The organism is Rhodococcus sp. MH15, assembly GCF_019266045.1.
Lineage (GTDB): Bacteria > Actinomycetota > Actinomycetes > Mycobacteriales > Mycobacteriaceae > Rhodococcus_F > Rhodococcus_F qingshengii.
The window spans coordinates 1-14,857 of record NZ_LPNP01000053.1 but is presented as its reverse complement, the minus strand read 5'-3'; the positions used below and the strand labels follow the sequence as shown (position 1 = coordinate 14,857).

General features: G+C 57.9%; 16 protein-coding genes. 7 read left to right on the top strand and 9 right to left on the bottom strand.

Annotation, left to right across the window (positions count from 1 at the left end):
* Positions 1-208: 208 nt before the first annotated feature.
* The 3 genes from ATN37_RS02090 to ATN37_RS02080 all read left to right on the top strand — a co-directional run bounded on the left by ATN37_RS02090 (position 209) and on the right by ATN37_RS02080 (position 1,544).
* Positions 209-628, top strand: coding sequence for a hypothetical protein (locus tag ATN37_RS02090; RefSeq protein WP_218694682.1), 420 nt, complete (start codon positions 209-211; stop codon positions 626-628).
* A 528-nt stretch (positions 629-1,156) separates the two neighbouring features.
* Positions 1,157-1,330, top strand: a complete 174-nt coding sequence (locus tag ATN37_RS32325) for a hypothetical protein (protein ID WP_256933104.1) — start codon at positions 1,157-1,159, stop codon at positions 1,328-1,330.
* Positions 1,331-1,349: 19 nt separating this feature from the next.
* Positions 1,350-1,544 (top strand): hypothetical protein, encoded by a 195-nt coding sequence (locus ATN37_RS02080; protein WP_218694680.1) that lies wholly within the window; start codon positions 1,350-1,352, stop codon positions 1,542-1,544.
* 143 nt (positions 1,545-1,687) lie between these two features.
* Here the strand turns inward: ATN37_RS02080 and ATN37_RS02075 are convergent, their stop codons facing one another.
* From ATN37_RS02075 to ATN37_RS02060, 4 genes are all read right to left on the bottom strand, one after another.
* The gene (locus ATN37_RS02075; RefSeq protein WP_218694679.1) at positions 1,688-2,668 is read right to left on the bottom strand and encodes a DUF4192 domain-containing protein; all 981 of its coding nucleotides are present in this window, start codon (positions 2,666-2,668) and stop codon (positions 1,688-1,690) included.
* A 463-nt stretch (positions 2,669-3,131) separates the two neighbouring features.
* Positions 3,132-3,704, bottom strand: coding sequence for a recombinase family protein (locus tag ATN37_RS02070; RefSeq protein ID WP_218694678.1), 573 nt, complete (start codon positions 3,702-3,704; stop codon positions 3,132-3,134).
* Positions 3,701-4,609, bottom strand: a complete 909-nt coding sequence (locus ATN37_RS02065) for a Fic family protein (protein ID WP_218694676.1) — start codon at positions 4,607-4,609, stop codon at positions 3,701-3,703. The genes ATN37_RS02070 and ATN37_RS02065 overlap by 4 nt, the downstream gene beginning before the upstream one ends.
* Positions 4,606-4,827 (bottom strand): hypothetical protein, encoded by a 222-nt coding sequence (locus ATN37_RS02060; protein WP_218694674.1) that lies wholly within the window; start codon positions 4,825-4,827, stop codon positions 4,606-4,608. Before ATN37_RS02060 ends, ATN37_RS02065 begins: the two co-directional genes overlap by 4 nt.
* Before the next feature lie 605 nt (positions 4,828-5,432).
* Here ATN37_RS02060 and ATN37_RS02055 point away from each other — a divergent pair.
* Positions 5,433-5,807: a hypothetical protein gene (locus tag ATN37_RS02055; RefSeq protein ID WP_218694672.1), complete on the top strand. Its 375-nt coding sequence runs from the start codon at positions 5,433-5,435 to the stop codon at positions 5,805-5,807.
* Between the two features lie 491 nt (positions 5,808-6,298).
* Here ATN37_RS02055 and ATN37_RS02050 read toward each other — a convergent pair whose 3' ends face one another.
* The 3 genes from ATN37_RS02050 to ATN37_RS02040 all read right to left on the bottom strand — a co-directional run bounded on the left by ATN37_RS02050 (position 6,299) and on the right by ATN37_RS02040 (position 9,421).
* On the bottom strand, positions 6,299-7,546 hold the full coding sequence (locus ATN37_RS02050; protein ID WP_218694670.1) for an McrC family protein: 1,248 nt from the start codon (positions 7,544-7,546) through the stop codon (positions 6,299-6,301).
* Positions 7,547-7,553: 7 nt separating this feature from the next.
* Positions 7,554-8,927 carry an McrB family protein gene (locus ATN37_RS02045; protein ID WP_218694668.1) on the bottom strand — a complete coding sequence of 458 codons (1,374 nt, stop codon included), beginning with the start codon at positions 8,925-8,927 and terminating at the stop codon, positions 7,554-7,556.
* Between the two features lie 236 nt (positions 8,928-9,163).
* Complete coding sequence (locus tag ATN37_RS02040; protein ID WP_218694666.1) at positions 9,164-9,421, bottom strand: helix-turn-helix domain-containing protein; 258 nt, start codon at positions 9,419-9,421, stop codon at positions 9,164-9,166.
* A 128-nt stretch (positions 9,422-9,549) separates the two neighbouring features.
* On the opposite strand from ATN37_RS02040, the gene ATN37_RS02035 reads away from it, so the two are divergent.
* Positions 9,550-10,662 (top strand): DNA cytosine methyltransferase, encoded by a 1,113-nt coding sequence (locus tag ATN37_RS02035; RefSeq protein ID WP_218694664.1) that lies wholly within the window; start codon positions 9,550-9,552, stop codon positions 10,660-10,662.
* Between the two features lie 141 nt (positions 10,663-10,803).
* On the top strand, positions 10,804-11,880 hold the full coding sequence (locus ATN37_RS02030) for a DUF3644 domain-containing protein (protein WP_218694662.1): 1,077 nt from the start codon (positions 10,804-10,806) through the stop codon (positions 11,878-11,880).
* 451 nt (positions 11,881-12,331) lie between these two features.
* On the opposite strand, the gene ATN37_RS02025 is transcribed toward ATN37_RS02030, so the two are convergent.
* On the bottom strand, positions 12,332-13,132 hold the full coding sequence (locus ATN37_RS02025) for a hypothetical protein (protein ID WP_218694660.1): 801 nt from the start codon (positions 13,130-13,132) through the stop codon (positions 12,332-12,334).
* A gap of 423 nt (positions 13,133-13,555) precedes the next feature.
* On the opposite strand from ATN37_RS02025, the gene ATN37_RS02020 reads away from it, so the two are divergent.
* Positions 13,556-13,900, top strand: coding sequence for a hypothetical protein (locus ATN37_RS02020; RefSeq protein WP_218694658.1), 345 nt, complete (start codon positions 13,556-13,558; stop codon positions 13,898-13,900).
* Positions 13,901-14,253: 353 nt separating this feature from the next.
* Here ATN37_RS02020 and ATN37_RS02015 read toward each other — a convergent pair.
* The coding region (locus ATN37_RS02015; RefSeq protein ID WP_218694657.1) for a hypothetical protein at positions 14,254-14,857 on the bottom strand (604 nt) is incomplete at its 5' end.

Sequence of the window (14,857 nt, the reverse complement as noted above, 5' to 3'; positions counted from 1 at the left end):
TTTGGTGAGGGACGAACCGTCTGTACTGAGGGAAGCGAAGTGTTGGAAAATGTGGGTGATATGGGTGGATAGATGGTTTGACATGGTGATGTGTGAAAAGGTTCAGTGGAGTTGCATTGGTTGGCCCGAGTTTTTGAGCCGGGAACCGTTAGGTGGGCGGGAAACTATTGATGGCCGAATCGCCGCTGCCGGCGGTAAGGTTTGCGACATGGCGTCCTCAAACACATCTACGATCAGCGCGAGGGATCGGGCACGCGCTGCGAATGCCGCCCGTCTCGCGGAAGAGCAAGAGCGATTGAAGAAGGTCGAGGACGATCTCGTCCGATTCTTCAAGGCTCAAGAGTTGCGGGAGAAGATTGCGGACGATGCGCAAGTTCGTATCGCTCGTATCCGTGAAGAGACGGAAACCAAGCTTGCCGACGCGGACCGCAACGGTGCGCTTGCCATCTCGGACCTGAAAGCTCGCGGCGAGTCCGTGGCGAGCATCGCGCAACTGACAGGACTCACGACCACCGAGGTCAACAAGCTCCTGCGGTCGGCGCGTTCGATGAAGCCGAAAGCAACCGAGGAATCACCGGTCGAGCCTTCGGCCGGATCGGCGAATGAATCTTCCAAGTTGGCGTCGTAGCGCGATAAGCGAACCTGTGTCGGCCTACGTGTTTTTCCCCAGTTGGGTGTCAGCGACCGATTGTGTGTTGCCTGAGATCGAGCGGAGCGGGAACAGAAATCTCGGGCATCCATATGAGGGAAATCGCCGTCCCCGGTTGGGGGAAACTGCGGCTACCTCGTCCGCCATCACAACCGCTAGGGGCGTGCTCTGATGGCGGACCTCCTAACGGTTCCGGCGTTTGGCGATCCGGAACGTGAACGTTTCGAGCGGTTCATTGTGCGCGGCCCCGGCGAGCGAGATTGTCATTTTTGGACTGGCAGTATTTCCGATGACGGATACGGCAGGTTTTGGTTGATGCGCGACGGTAGGCAACGGGTAGTTCGGCCACACCGGTATGCACTGATGCTTGAACTCGGGCGGCCGCTGGCTGATTCAGAGTTTGCGATTCACGAGGTGTGTGACAACCCGATCTGTGTTCGGGCCACTACAAGCGTCGCCGGCCGACCGCACGTCGTCGCGGGCACGCAATCGCAGAATCTCGCGGGGATGAGTGCCAAAGGCCGCGGCGGCGGTAGGGGCCAGAGCTGGCATTGGTACGGACCTGATCGAGCAGCGCGTGCAGCTCGATCGCAGGCTTTGCGCGAAGCGCTACGCAACGGCTGGGACGCGGACGCGGTACAAGCAGCATTGCTCCGGACCGACACTCCAACACTCTTTTGATCGAGCGAAAGGCATAGAGATGAGCGAGAACAACGCTCCACGTAAGCGGTCGACGATCGAGGCCGCCGCGTATCAGGCGACGAAGCACACGCGCGTGATCACCGATGCGGATCTCGTCGCAGTAGTCGAAGGATTCCCCGTCGAATCGGCACCGTCGACGGGAATGGACATCGTCTTTCCTGACCCCGATGTCACGAGGGGTCTGTTCAACTGATCGACGTGCGACGCGTGTGATGGTTGTTTGTCTCGGCACTTCGGCGCAGTGGTTGTAAGGGCTCGATGCTCGAGCAACCACCACCGCATACGGGAGCGGCCCCGACTCTCTCGAGTTGAGTCGGGGCCGCTCCTTATGCGTTCCTATTCGGTGTCGAAGTCGACTCCCAGTGATCGCGCTACCTCTACACCGATGGTGACGAGTTCGGCGATTGCTTCGGGCCGTATTCCGGCGGTGAGGGACTTTTCCAAGAGCTGTAGCAGGGTCGTTTTGCTCGGGTCTACCTCGATGTTGTGGGCCGCATCGAATGCGATTCCTGCGACTGTTCCATCTCCGCTGACGTATGCGGCCAACCCTGCGAGAGTGAGGATCTGCGCCCGGTAGTTTCCGCGTAGGTATGCGGCGGTGGTGGTGAAGGCGTCCATGGCGGCGGCGGCGCTGATCATGACGACTCCGGTAAGCGCGTCCCTATGGCTCGCGTCCATCGCTGCGCATAGGCCGACGCGGGCAGCAAGGTCGAGGTTCGGGGCCTCGAAGTTGCGTACTACAGCGGCGAACTCGGCGATTGTCGTTTGTGCGAACTCGTCGCCCTCCTCTCGCGCTGCGGCGTGGGCGGCATCCATGTCGGCGGCCTGATCTTCGATGTAGCGGGCTTCGATTTCTGCGCGACTGCTCGACATTTTGTGGCCGTTGATCGTTCGTGCAAGGCTCGTGTCTGACAGGGCCGGGTCTTCGGTGAGTCCGTTCTCCTGGCCGCTCATGTCGAACCATCCAGCACCGGCCTCGAGTGATTGTGCAACGAGAATCCGGACGCTGCGAACTCCCAAGCTGTCGAGTTCTCGCTGTGCTTCCTCGATGTGATCGAGTCCGGCGGCTGCGACGTGGTCGACACCGACGACAATCCAGATCACTGCCGCGACGTTGGCGCGTGTGATGGCCTCGCTGTATCGGTCGATCGGTGCGCCGCCGACAGCGTCGGTGCGCGCAACGAAAGCGAGCGTGGCCGGTTCTCCGTCCGGTTCGGTCAACGCAACCATGACAACGGAATCGGCCGGAACGAATCCGAGCAATGCCGGGATAGCAGCCAATACGTCGGTGGCGCTGGTCAAACGGATATTCTGCATATCGTTCCCCTTGCGGTAAGAGCGGCCGGGCCGGGTGCCCCGCCAATTTTTTTCGCCTTCTGGCAAAGGAGAATCGAATCGGCATGAGGGGACCGGAGTGCAACTTCTGGGCCGGGAAAATTTCTCTTCGAGCGCAGCGAGTCTCTTTGAGAAAATTTCTCGGAGCCATCGGCCGGCGCTCGCGCCGCCAGGGGTTGTGCGGAGGTCACCGTCGATTAGAGTCGGAAGGCCAGAAGTGAAAACAAATGAATGCTTTTCGCAGAGCGGAGCGCAGCGGAGCTCATTTCGGGGGACACCGGAGGTGGCCGGCCTCAGGGCAGGCGTCAACCTTCCGCGGGCAGAGTGCATGTGCGGCACTCCCACTGGCCGCCCCCACGGGTGCAGGTGCGGCGCTCCTCGCACAGGTTTGGTTATTGTTCGGTTCGTGTGAGGATCGTCGCTGCGCCCGCGCGCTAGCGGCGTTTCATTCTGTGCACCCAGTCTCGGCCGTGAGGGCGCGACTGACGGAGGATCTACCGACTCGAAGTGTCGAGGCGATGACGTCGAGGCTTTTCCCTTGTTCGCGTAGTGCACGAGCAAGTTCGGTGCGTTCGGGGGTCATGACGGTCGGCCGGCCGCCGTGTCGGCCTTGTCGGCGGGCGGCTTCGAGGCCGGCATGGGTGCGTTCGACGATCATGCGGCGTTCCATTTGGGCGAGGGCTGCCATGATGTGGAATAGGAACTCGCCGCCTGCGGTGGTGGTGTCGAATCCTTCTGTGAGGGAACGGAATGCGATGCCGCGTTCACCGAGGGTGTGGACGGTGTCGATGACGTGGCGGACGGATCGTCCGAGCCTGTCGAGTTTCCAGACGACGAGGACATCGCCGTCATGATCGCGTAGGTAGTTCAGGCATTCAGTGAGCTGGGGGCGCTGCGCTTTGGAGCCGGATTCGTAGTCGGTGAAGATGCGGATCGCGCCGGCTTGGTGGAGTGCGTGCTGCTGCAGTTCGGGGTTTTGTTCGAGGGTGGAGACGCGGGCGTATCCGATGATGCTCACAGTCTCGGTCCTTCTGGTCTGCTGCTGTGTTGTGGGATGGTGCGGCTGTTGATGAGCCGGTGGTCGATTTCGGGGTTCCAGTGGGTGTGGAACTTGGTGGTGTCGAGGTCGGCTAGTTCTCGCTCCGGAGCGGCTGGCTTGGGAGTTGGCCGGATCTCGATCGGCGTCGGGTTTGGTTGTGGTGCTTCATGTTTGATCTGACTTTCCCACGTGTAGGTCCGGTCGGGCATGGTGTCGTAGTGCTCGATCATGGCCTGCCAGTGCTGCGGGAAGGTCATGGTGGTTTCGCGGGGTGCGGTGGCGATGGAGTCTGCGGGTACTTCGGTGACGGGTTTGATCGCGGGTCGTAGGACGTCGGCGAGGATGGTTCCGCCATCGATGTAGGCGAAGTTGCGGGCGGCCTGGACGGCGGCGACGCTGAGTTCGCGCCACTCGATGGACCACCCGACATCGCGGGCGAGTTGGTCGAAGAAAACCCTTTGGGTACGGGAGTTTCCGTCGACGAACGGGTGGACGCTGGTCAGGTCTCCCCAGTGTCCGGCGAGGTCGTTGACGAAAGCTTCGTGGCTGTGGTGGTTGAGGTAGACGCCGCTGTTGATGTCGGTGAATACTCGATCGAGTTCGGCGGAGATGGCGGCGGGTGGGTCGTGGAGGATGCCGAGATCGCCTGGCGCGGTGTCGATAGTGCGGATTTCACCGGCCCATTCGTACAGGTCACCGAGTAAGTGGCGGTGGATGGCTTGCAGGTGTGCGAAGTCGAAGTGTCCATCGATCGGATTCGCGGCCAGCTCCGCCATTCGTGTTGCGGCAATGAGGGCTTCGGCCTGCGCGAGCGTGTGAGGGTCGGTGTATCCGAGCCGATTTCGCAGGACCGTCGTGCCCGGATAGTGGTAGTCGTTGTTCACTGAGCGGTGCGGGCGTTCAGTTCCGCGAGTCCGCAGGCGATTGCTTCGTCTCCGGTGATTTCGCCGTTCAGGACTGCTCGCGCTGCTGCTTCCGCCTTCGCGGTAAAGGGGACGCCCCCCATTTCGAGGCCGACGCGGATGCCTGCTATTTCCCGTTCGATCTCACCAGCGGTCAGGATTCGCGTGGGTTTGCGCGGAATCGCGTCTCGCCTCGCCATGGTCTGGTCCCCCGGTCGTCGTTTTGCGGCTGTACGCGTTTCTGCGGTTTCGATGCCACCGACCCTTTGTCGGAGGTCACTGGCGGCATGTTCGTCGTTCTGTGTTGAGAGTGATGCTATCGGACCGACCGAAAACGGTCTATTCGACAGTTTCGGTTGATTTAGTTTCGGGATGAGTTTCGGTCGACGATTTCGCGTGGTCACCCGATCGCGCTGATTTGGGTCGATTCGCGGGCCGAATACGTTCGATTGCGGTCGAAGCATCTAAGCAATCGCTGGATAGTGGATTCATCGACACTGACCATTCCGCGGCGTGACACGCCGTAAGTTGCGAGACTGTTGCCCGATAGGGTGATGCCCCCGACCTGAACCAGATTGGGGGCATCCTTCACTCGGGAGGGAATCGCTCATCTCACGAGGAATCGTCATACTGCCATACGTGACCGGTGGCCGGTCGAATGTCATGGCATCTGGTCGACAGTGCTCCCAGCCAGCACTTCTGATGGTGCAGCAGATCGTTGCGAGCACTCCAATACGTGCGCGCCTGGTCAAAACACCGAGCTACAAGTCCTGACGAATCCGATGTTGTTGTCTACGCTGGGTAAATGCGAGTGGACGGTATCGACGACCACCTCATCGAGGATGCAGGAGAATTGGTGCTCGATTCTCTCGACGTCCTCCTCGAACGTGTAGCCAGCCGACCGGAATTCGCACCCAAAGCAGGCTCACCAAAATGGCTCAGCGAATGGAATGACCGCGATTCCGATGCGGGACGTGTCCGCGCCCGTCAACACTTGCTCCTCAGAATTGCTCTTGCGGCTTCCGCTCACATCACCCCACGCACGGACATCGAGCTAGCCCGACAGATGGGCATCCCCCAGGACGTGATCGAACGTGCACAAGGAGTGCGCCCTCGGTCACGGAAACGTAAGAGCCGAAACATATCCGATGGATCCCCCGTGCAACCTGCACTGTGGTGAGGCTCGATCAAAAGCACCACGGCCACCCGAAACTCCGATGGAGGATGTCCGCTTGAGGCAATCTTGTCTGCCCATAGCTGCCGCGCCACCGCTGCGCGCCGGCTTGCCAACGGATATGCAATCGACAGTCCCAGCGACCGAGTTTCCATCGTGCTCAATACCGTCGAGAAATCCTGGCAACCACAACAATTCGACATTGATTCTCGACACGGGTTATCGACAAACTCGACCTGCACAATCCCCGCGGCCGACCAGATGCCGAATAACGATCAATTCTCGACAATTTCTGATGCTCCAGAACCAAACGAAATGGCGACGTCGTACCTAAATACCTACGCCTGCCTCCAGCACCGTGGTATCCACGTTTGCGACGGTCCTCCTCGACCGCGATCTATGCAGGAATGGTCGCACCCACGAATTCATCATGACGATGGTGCAATTTCCCCATTGCAGAGGCCATCGCGGACAGTGCGGCGGTTTCCTAGGCGCAATTACGAATCTTGGCTCCGAGCCTCAAGTTCTGCAAATTCCATCACGCTGTTCCACCACGTTCGCGTTTCATTCTGGAAGATTTCATCGGCATGTTCGGGCGTTATCTCAGGGCTGGCCAGCCAGAGCACCGAACGAATGCTCACGCTGCCTACGGTCAAATCATCCGTGGTTCTATTCGATCGGGTGAATCCGATATGGAGAGCCTGGGTGATGCGGTAGCCGGTCGCGAAGGCAGTCAGCTGGTAGAGATCTGGACGCTTCCATGTACCGTCCCAAATTTTGTACTTCACGTCTCCGATTGCTATGTCTTTCATGACCAGGTCCGGGTTGATGGTCAATGAGGTCCCCGCCAATGACCTACGTCCTTTGACGACGGTCGTCTCGGCGGCGAGCACGTGACGGACTCTTTGGCGCATCGCGTCCTCGATAGCGTCGGGAGTCGGTAGGAGAAATGTTGAGCCGGCGAGTGTTCCACTTTCAAGCGCCATGCCGTGGCCTTTGATGATCATGTGAGCATTTGCGATCGCCGACCCGTACCGGGAGGTGTCACGATTTAGCGTGATGCGGAGGTCATCTCTACGCAGCTCGCTTACCCCGTCAAGATGAATCAGTGCTCGACGTGCCCGGCTGCGCAACTTGGCGGGCAGCACCCGACTTCGTGCCACGAGTCGCGCCGCAGCTCGAAGCACTCGGTTCAACGGGGTGTCGACACTGAACTCTTCATACTCACACGTCATCGACAGGCGCCCGCGGGCAAAGCTCATCGCGGACGTCATCGGGTCTATCCGTCCGCGAACATGAGCCAGGTCGTCGCATGCTGGGACATAGGTACTGCTCAGACCGCTGTTCAAGAGCGCTTCGAGTGAACCGAGGAACCACGACGCGAGTAGCTCCCAAAAATTTTCACTCGAAGCCTGCTTGATCGGGCCTTGTGCCAGTCGAGGTGTCGGCACGCCGGCGCGAAGCAGGTAGGCAAGATGGGCAAAAGGGATCTTCGGCTGTACGACGAGCCTTGCCTCTGGTAATCCGATCACCCCGATCGCGTTCGCTACCCGCACTTTCCAGGTTGAGCCGTCGGAGGTGACGCATTCGATCGCAGTCCGAGTCGATGCCGCGTCGTCTTGGTCGATCTGACGTTGGCTTTGGCTGGTGAGTTTGCGGCCTAGCTCTTGGAGGCGTCGAGCTTGCTCGGAGGTCAAGGATAGATAGGCCGTGAGGGACTCTGTGATGTACAGGTCCTGTGTCATCGGCAGCTCATGTTCTCACCGACGGCCAAAACCGGTCCGCCGTTATCGCGGCAAGCTCATCAGGCATATCGAACAGATACTCCTCAAGCAGTGGATAGATCTGGCGAAGCCATATCTGGTTGAGCCTGCCGGATGTCATTCCGCGTTCGTCCATTAAGAATGTGTGCCCGACGGTGTGATGACGGTCCAAGAGCGCTTCGAGTTCTGCGTTCAGTTGGATGAATCCGTCGATCAGTTCAGGCACCTCGTTTGTGTGAGATGTGTAGAACTGGCCGAGGACGTACGGCGAAGGCGGCAGCTCGAAGATTTGAAATCTGCGCCGAACGGCCGCGTCGATGCTGCGGATGCTGCGATCTGCGGTGTTCATAGTCCCGATGAAAGCGATTTCCTCCGGGAGACGAAAGTCCTTGGTATACAGGAGATCAATGGGTTCGCCTCGTCTTTCGATCGCGAACAGCAACTCGCCCAATACTCGTGGCAGGTTGGCGCGATTGATCTCGTCCAAGATCAGAACCCGCGGCTGACCTGTGATGCACTCATCCGCGACCTGACGTAGCACCCCTGGTGAAACTGTGAAGGTCAATAGCCCGCTTTTGCCAATTTCGGGTCTGAGGCCCTCCACGAAGTCTTCGTATCCATAGGTGGCGTGAAATTGAACAGTCGTAGTCAGACTGGGATTGTTATCCGTCAAGTAGGCCGCCAGCGCCTGAGCGGTGTGTGTCTTCGATGTTCCCGGTGGCCCGGCCAAGATCACCTGAGGCTGGTCGCTTTCAAGAACTTCAATCAGATCTTGCAGCAGATCACTGGGCAGATTTGCGCCGTCCTCGAGCGAAGCGAGATTGGATACCACTGATGGCGCGGAAGGTGTGACCTTCTTGACTGCGTCTGTCTCAGGCCAATCTTTGATGCATGTCAGAGAGTGAACGAGGGTGTCATGCGTCAGCGCCGGATCCTGATCAACTGCCTCGAGAACAGAGAACAATGCGCGCCACGTCTCGCCACCACGTCCGTCGAGTAACGAGTCTTCCAACCGCTGTCTACGTAGAGGGTTGGAAACATAGGGATCGTCGGAATCGCCCAAACGGCGAGAAATCGGAGGAACCCTGCGTGTCGTGTTTCGGGCAAAATTTCGGGCACTGAATTTGTCGTCCCCAAAGCCCACCAAACCACGTGAGTCAGGAACGTCCAAGACCTCCTTGAGCAACAGTTGCGTGACCAGTGCATAGCGTTGGGAACTCTGCGACTTCGCTGACATCACGGTGGCGACGGCGCTGGCCAACGGCCCCGAAAGGCCGGACGCTATCTGCTGTGCTTCGTCCCATGCCTGCTGCAACTTGTCGCGGCCGATGTTGAAGGCTTCTTTGCTGTCCAAATCAGTCATCTCTTTACTTTTGTCGAGATGCCACTGCGACACGGCGATGGCTCTCCAGGATTGAACTGTCGTGATTTATGGCCGCTTCTTGGAACGGCTTAACCCCTGAACTAGTAGTTGAATACTGGATCATAATTGATGCTTCAGACGCTTCGGGCAAGAGGGAAGATCCTCGGCTTCGACTTCTGAGACCTGTAGAAATATCGGCTAGGTCGAGAACTTGGGTGTCCGCTCATGCCTTGGACTCAGGGACCTGTCCACAACGAGGAACTCTGGCTTTGGGGAAACATCTCCGAAATCTCTTGAGATTTCCTCGCCAGGTCAGACCCCAACGCATTGAGGATCTTCAAGAGCAGTTCGACTGAAACCTGGCGATTGCCTGATTCCATCCGGGAGACCGAGGCCTGGTCCAGACCAATGACCTCACCAAGCGCCTCCTGAGAGAGACCTGCCCCAGAACGCCACGCTGCAATCAGCTGACCCAGCTTTTGATCGAATTCCACCCTGTGAACCTACTGACTCGGGCGACGCGCCTAGCTGACCTTTGGGCGTTTCGGCGTCACAGATGTTCTAATTACTGGCAGTTCATGCAATATTCTCATGAGCCCGCTACATGCTGGAGGTAGATCAGATGCCAAGTCCCACCTTCGTTTCGTTGTATTCAGGCGCGGGTGGCCTCGACCTCGGCCTCGCGCTGGCCGGGTTCGCTCCCGTCTTTTCCAATGACATCGACGGACACGCAACTGAGACCTACAGGCGGGCTATGGAAGCTGCGGCGGGCGGACTCCCTCAACTCAAGGAGCACGAACACCGAGTCACGACAGGTGATATCCGCACGATAGAAAATCTTCCCGGTAAGGGATCTGCTGATTTGGTGGTTGGCGGTCCACCATGCCAGGGGTTTTCTGTGGCTGGACGCATGGACCCCAACGACCCGCGATCACGGCACGTCTTCGACTTTCTTGGCGTTGTGAAGCGAGTTCAGCCTCGCGCATTCGTCATGGAAAACGTAAAGGCGCTCGCGATGAACCGACGTTGGTCAGGCATCGTCGACGAGATCACGGTCGCTGCAGAAAAAATGGGCTATGCGACGAGTCTTCATGTACTGAATGCTTCTCACTACGGAGTTCCTCAGGCGCGGGAGCGAATGTTCTTCGTAGGAGTATTGGGCGGGCCGGCAATGTCGCGGCCCGAAGTATCGGACGGCCCGGTCCGGAGCGTGCGGTCGGCATTGTCGAACCTTCCAAGCTGGGGCGACGAAGGCAACGATGATCTATGTACAGCACGCGTTACCCCTGCCAAACAACCAGTACTGAGGAAGTCACCTTGGGCTGGAATGCTTTTCAACGGTCAAGGGCGACCGATGAATCTCGATGCACCTGCTCCCACCCTTCCGGCGTCGATGGGAGGAAATAGGACCCCCATCATCGATCAGCATCAACTGGATGGCCAAGATATTCCTTGGGTTGAGAAATATCATGCCAAATTATGGGAAGGCGGCTCTCCAGTTTCGAAGGTTCCGGCCAGACTACGGCGCATCACCGTACAAGAAGCCGCTGCTATTCAAACCTTCCCTCCTCTGATGCCATGGCAGGGATCTCAATCTGCCCGATATCGACAAATCGGAAATGCCGTACCCCCACTGCTAGGATATGCCGTCGCTAAACATCTACGAACTCATCTCGGGTACGAAGATTTTTCTCCAAATGGACCAGTGCTGGGCTTAGAGGTTCCATCGGTCTAAATCGAAATGCAGCGCCAGCCGTCCAGCGAACACCGATAAACTCCACTAGGAGCCAGCGCTTTCTCCGAAAGACAGAACGGTTTTATCAGTTTAAGTGGCCCCTTACACAGCCGCCACGTCAGCAGAGTTAGTATCATTAACATGGCACGCCCACCCCGCTGGCAATCCACTCTCGACGCGAGCGCAGCAGAAGCGTGCCTCGCGGTTCGGATGTACAACGACGCCGCCGAGTCGCGATCATTCGAAGCTTTCGTCATACACATGCATCTCGCGTGGCTCTACCTGCTGCACGCAGGGTTTATCCGTGACGGAAAGGATTTCCGCTATTGGGATAAACGATACAAGAGTCGACTACTGAAAATCGACGGCGAAGCCAAGTGCTGGGAGTTGGAACGCAGTCTTCGCGAACGGTGGCCGGACGAAAATGATCCCATACGTGCCAATCTCTCCCTGTTCATCCGTCTACGTAACAGGCTCGAACACCGTCACGCACATGCTGACGAAGCCTTAATGCTGAACCTTTCCGGCCAGGCCCATGCATTGCTACTCAACTTCGAAGATGAGATGACCAGCCAGTTCGGCGATGAACAATCACTTGCCCTTCGCTTACGCATCCCACTGTTCGTAGGAACCTTTAGCCCCCAAGGTGAGCAGGCACTACGGCGCCTCCGGAAGACCCTTCCAAAAGACCTTCAAGGCTTCCTAACCAATTACGAGGCAGGACTCGACGATGCTGTTGTGAAAGATCCTCGTTACGAATTCCGACTTCGTGCCACGGTTGAGCTTGCCCCAAAAGACCCTGATGCTGTCGCAGTCCAATTCACTCACTACAACGATATGACCAGTGAAGAGCGCGCTGCGGTTGAAGAGATGGGACGCAAGGGACAGGTTATAGTCCGTGATCGAAAGCAACCTGTTTCTGGGTTGGGGCGGCTCATGCCCAAGGCTGCGGCAGCCGAAGTGCAAGATGGAGTTCCATATGCCTTCAACCAAACCCATTTCACTGCTGCATGGAAGAACCTCCAGGCGAGGCCATTAAACGGTGCAAAGAACCCCGAGCACACGAACCCTGACTGGTGCGAGTACGACGAACCAACGGGGTCATACAGATACACCCGCGCCTTCGTAAAGCATCTACAGAAGAAGTGCGCGACAGCTGAAGGGTTCAAATCTGTGACTGGCATTCAACCCAAACCAAAGCCTTCTTCGGATAATTAGAAAGTTCGTCCCCCACACAATTTATTTGGCAGCTAAATTTCGCCGATACCGACAACCCTTACCTATGAAAAGAGCGTTTGTTCGGAAGCTAAACGACGGACGTAGTGCGCAAAGAGGATCTAAGTGACCGGCACTTCGGTAATTGCATCTGCGGTGACGAGAATGTCGATTTCCACGCTATTTTTCCCGGCTGCGTCGGTGATGTAAGCGGTTATTCCAGCTAGCCATTGGCCGTCGTGGAGGAGTATCCAGAAATTTTGAACCGCTGGTATGTATCCGGATACGTATAGTGCGGAGGTTTTCACGCGCATACTCACGCGATCGGCGCGGCCGGCTCCCCCGCGTCCGAGTGGTAGAACCCGTCCCATATCGAACCTGACGGGTCTTGGGGGGTCGTAAGTCCTGATCACGGGGTGGTCTGGCCAGCGCTCGGACCAGTGGTCGGTGTTGATCACTGTGCTGCTCGCAGGGATCCGGTGATGCTGGTACGGATGTCGGGGATGGTTCGCCAGGTGACTGATCCGGCGTCGCCGCTGATCTCCATGCGCCCTGTTCTCCGTTGAAATCCTTTCCCGGCGGCCGCGACTTCGAGCTGCACCGCGGTTACACGTCCGTGTCCTTGCCCCAGCCCGGAGTATCCGACTACGCGAGATTCGATGCGCAGGTCCGGGCCGTCCCAGTGCCCGTTGGTTACGGCTAATACGGCACCTTTCGAGCGTGCCCGGGCGATCACGGCGCGGGCGCGTGAGGGGCTGACCGATTCTCCGGATAGTTCGAGTACAACGAAGACATGGCCTTCGAGCAGGATTGCTGCGACTTCGACCGCGGATGCTTCCGGTTTGGGCACGAGGCCGATTTTCGCGAGGTCGGCGCCTTGCTCGGCGGCGGCAAGTAGTCCGAGTTTTGGCATTCCTATTACAGCGGCATGTCCCCCACCTGCGGTGACAGTGGCGAGTAGTCCGATGAGGACGGATGCGGCGCCGTCGACGCTGACGACCGTCCCGCGGGTAAGGCCTCCGCGTGGAAGTAGGTCTGCCATCGGGGATGGCACCGGGAGCATTCGAAGCGTCGACTGCGCGGTGGCCACGATGGGTGTCGGCTCTCGCTCGCCGACGGGGTGCAGCATCACCGAAGGTGTGGCCGGTTCGGTTCCGTCGGATCGGGCCGGTATCGACGCCATCTTTCGGCGGAGCTGTTCGAGCTTCTCAGCCTTGCTGAGTGAGGTTTCCGCTGGTGGGGACGGTGCGGCCATGTGATTCCCTCCTCCAGCTTCCGCGATCTCCCCCCACATTACTCGCTCATACGTTCGAATCATTGCCTGGTGGATGCAGTTCTCGCCACACTGACGCACTCATCTCTAGATAAACATTCTTAATTACTTATCGAATGAATTCTTTCCCTTTCAAAGTAAATAACTTTAATATTACTTCGTATTTCGGCAGCGGCCCGAGAATGCTGTTCATGCAGTAGAGTATCGGTTATGCCAAAGCAGTAGTCAGGCGGTTAGGTGTCAGCGTAGTAAGGGTACCGAAATCGCCTTGATGCTGTTATGGTGAGTTCCCAGTCACGAAAAGCGTGGCCGGTTTAAACCCAGATTGAATGGAGAGTGAGCCACAGATGTGCGCTTTTTCGGTCAACAGCCAATTCCATTGGATCAATACGATAAGGAGAAAGTATGTCAGAAGATTATAGAGAAGATATTAATCAGAATGTGCCTGCCCGAATGGGTTGGACTCGTTGGTGGTCCAAAAAAGAGTGGGCAAGGGTAGTTCCTGGCGGCAAGCATACGCTTCAAGCGATTGACCTGCTGCTTTCCTGCATTTGGCCGTGGATTCAGCCCGTTGTTCAGTCCTTTTTTGAAACGCTGACGTTTCTTGGGCCTGACTGGGTCGGCCACGGCGCATTAGCGCTGGTCAGTGCAGGTTTTATGTATGCTGTGCCATTGGTTATTTGTGCGTTGTTGGTATTTGTTGCGTGCTTGGGCAGGAAACTCTGGCTGGCTCGCCAACAGCGTTTGTAGTTGATGTAGTCGCAGGTTACGGGCCTGGACCCCGGCTTTTGGGTGTTCCAGGCCCTTCTGCTCGGATTGGGGCTTCGTCCGTCGACGAGCACTCGAGGTGAGTGCCTCGACTTGCTTGGCTGGGTGGTGATTGTGCGGGAGCGACGGAGGCCGCGTCCGCTTTGGTGTCGCGGTAGCTCTAGTTTGTGGTTGTGAATGAAAATCAGGTCGCCACATGTGACCGATCTGCAAGGGTTCTTGCAGGTCAGGACCTTGGCTTTCGCTTCGGTCGGGTCAGTGTGGCGACCTGGTGCTCGTCGCGATTTTGATGGTAGTTCGAGGGTCTGACAGGTTCAGTGAGTTCGGGTTTGTGGTCAGCAGGTGTGAATCTGGGTGAATCCAGCTTTTTTCGCTAGTGCGACGATGTGTTTGCGGTGGTGTGTGCGCCGGAGTATGCCTTTGTCGGGTATCGGAACGGCGGCGAATATCTGTCGTTTGTCTGGGTCGTTCCGGCGGCCTCTGGTCATGTCGATTTTGGTGGCGTGTTCGTCGATGGCGTGGAGCATGGCTTTTGTCGTTTTGTGGAGCGTCGCATAATTTGCGGTGAGTTCGTCTTCGGGGATGTGTCGGTCGAAGACGAGGTTACCGGCGCGTAGGTGGCGGTCGATGAAACGCTCGATTCGGGCGTTCGTTTCGCTATCGGTTTCGTCGTCGGCGCCGTGGGTTTCGCGGATTAGCCTGGCTAACTCGGCTCTTTCCGGCGGGGATAGGTCGGCAGTGGTGCGACAGTGCAGTGTGCTGCCCGTTTCTCGGATTAGGTTGTTCAGCTCTTCGACGGTGATGTCGTGTCCCTGGTTCGGCATGCCCGTCCTTGTTTGGTGTGTGGCGTTCAGTGTTTCAGGTGGGTTTAGGGTGTTGCCGGGATTTTGTGTTGGCTGGCCGGTGTCAGGTGGGCGGTGATTGCGTCGGCGATGCGGG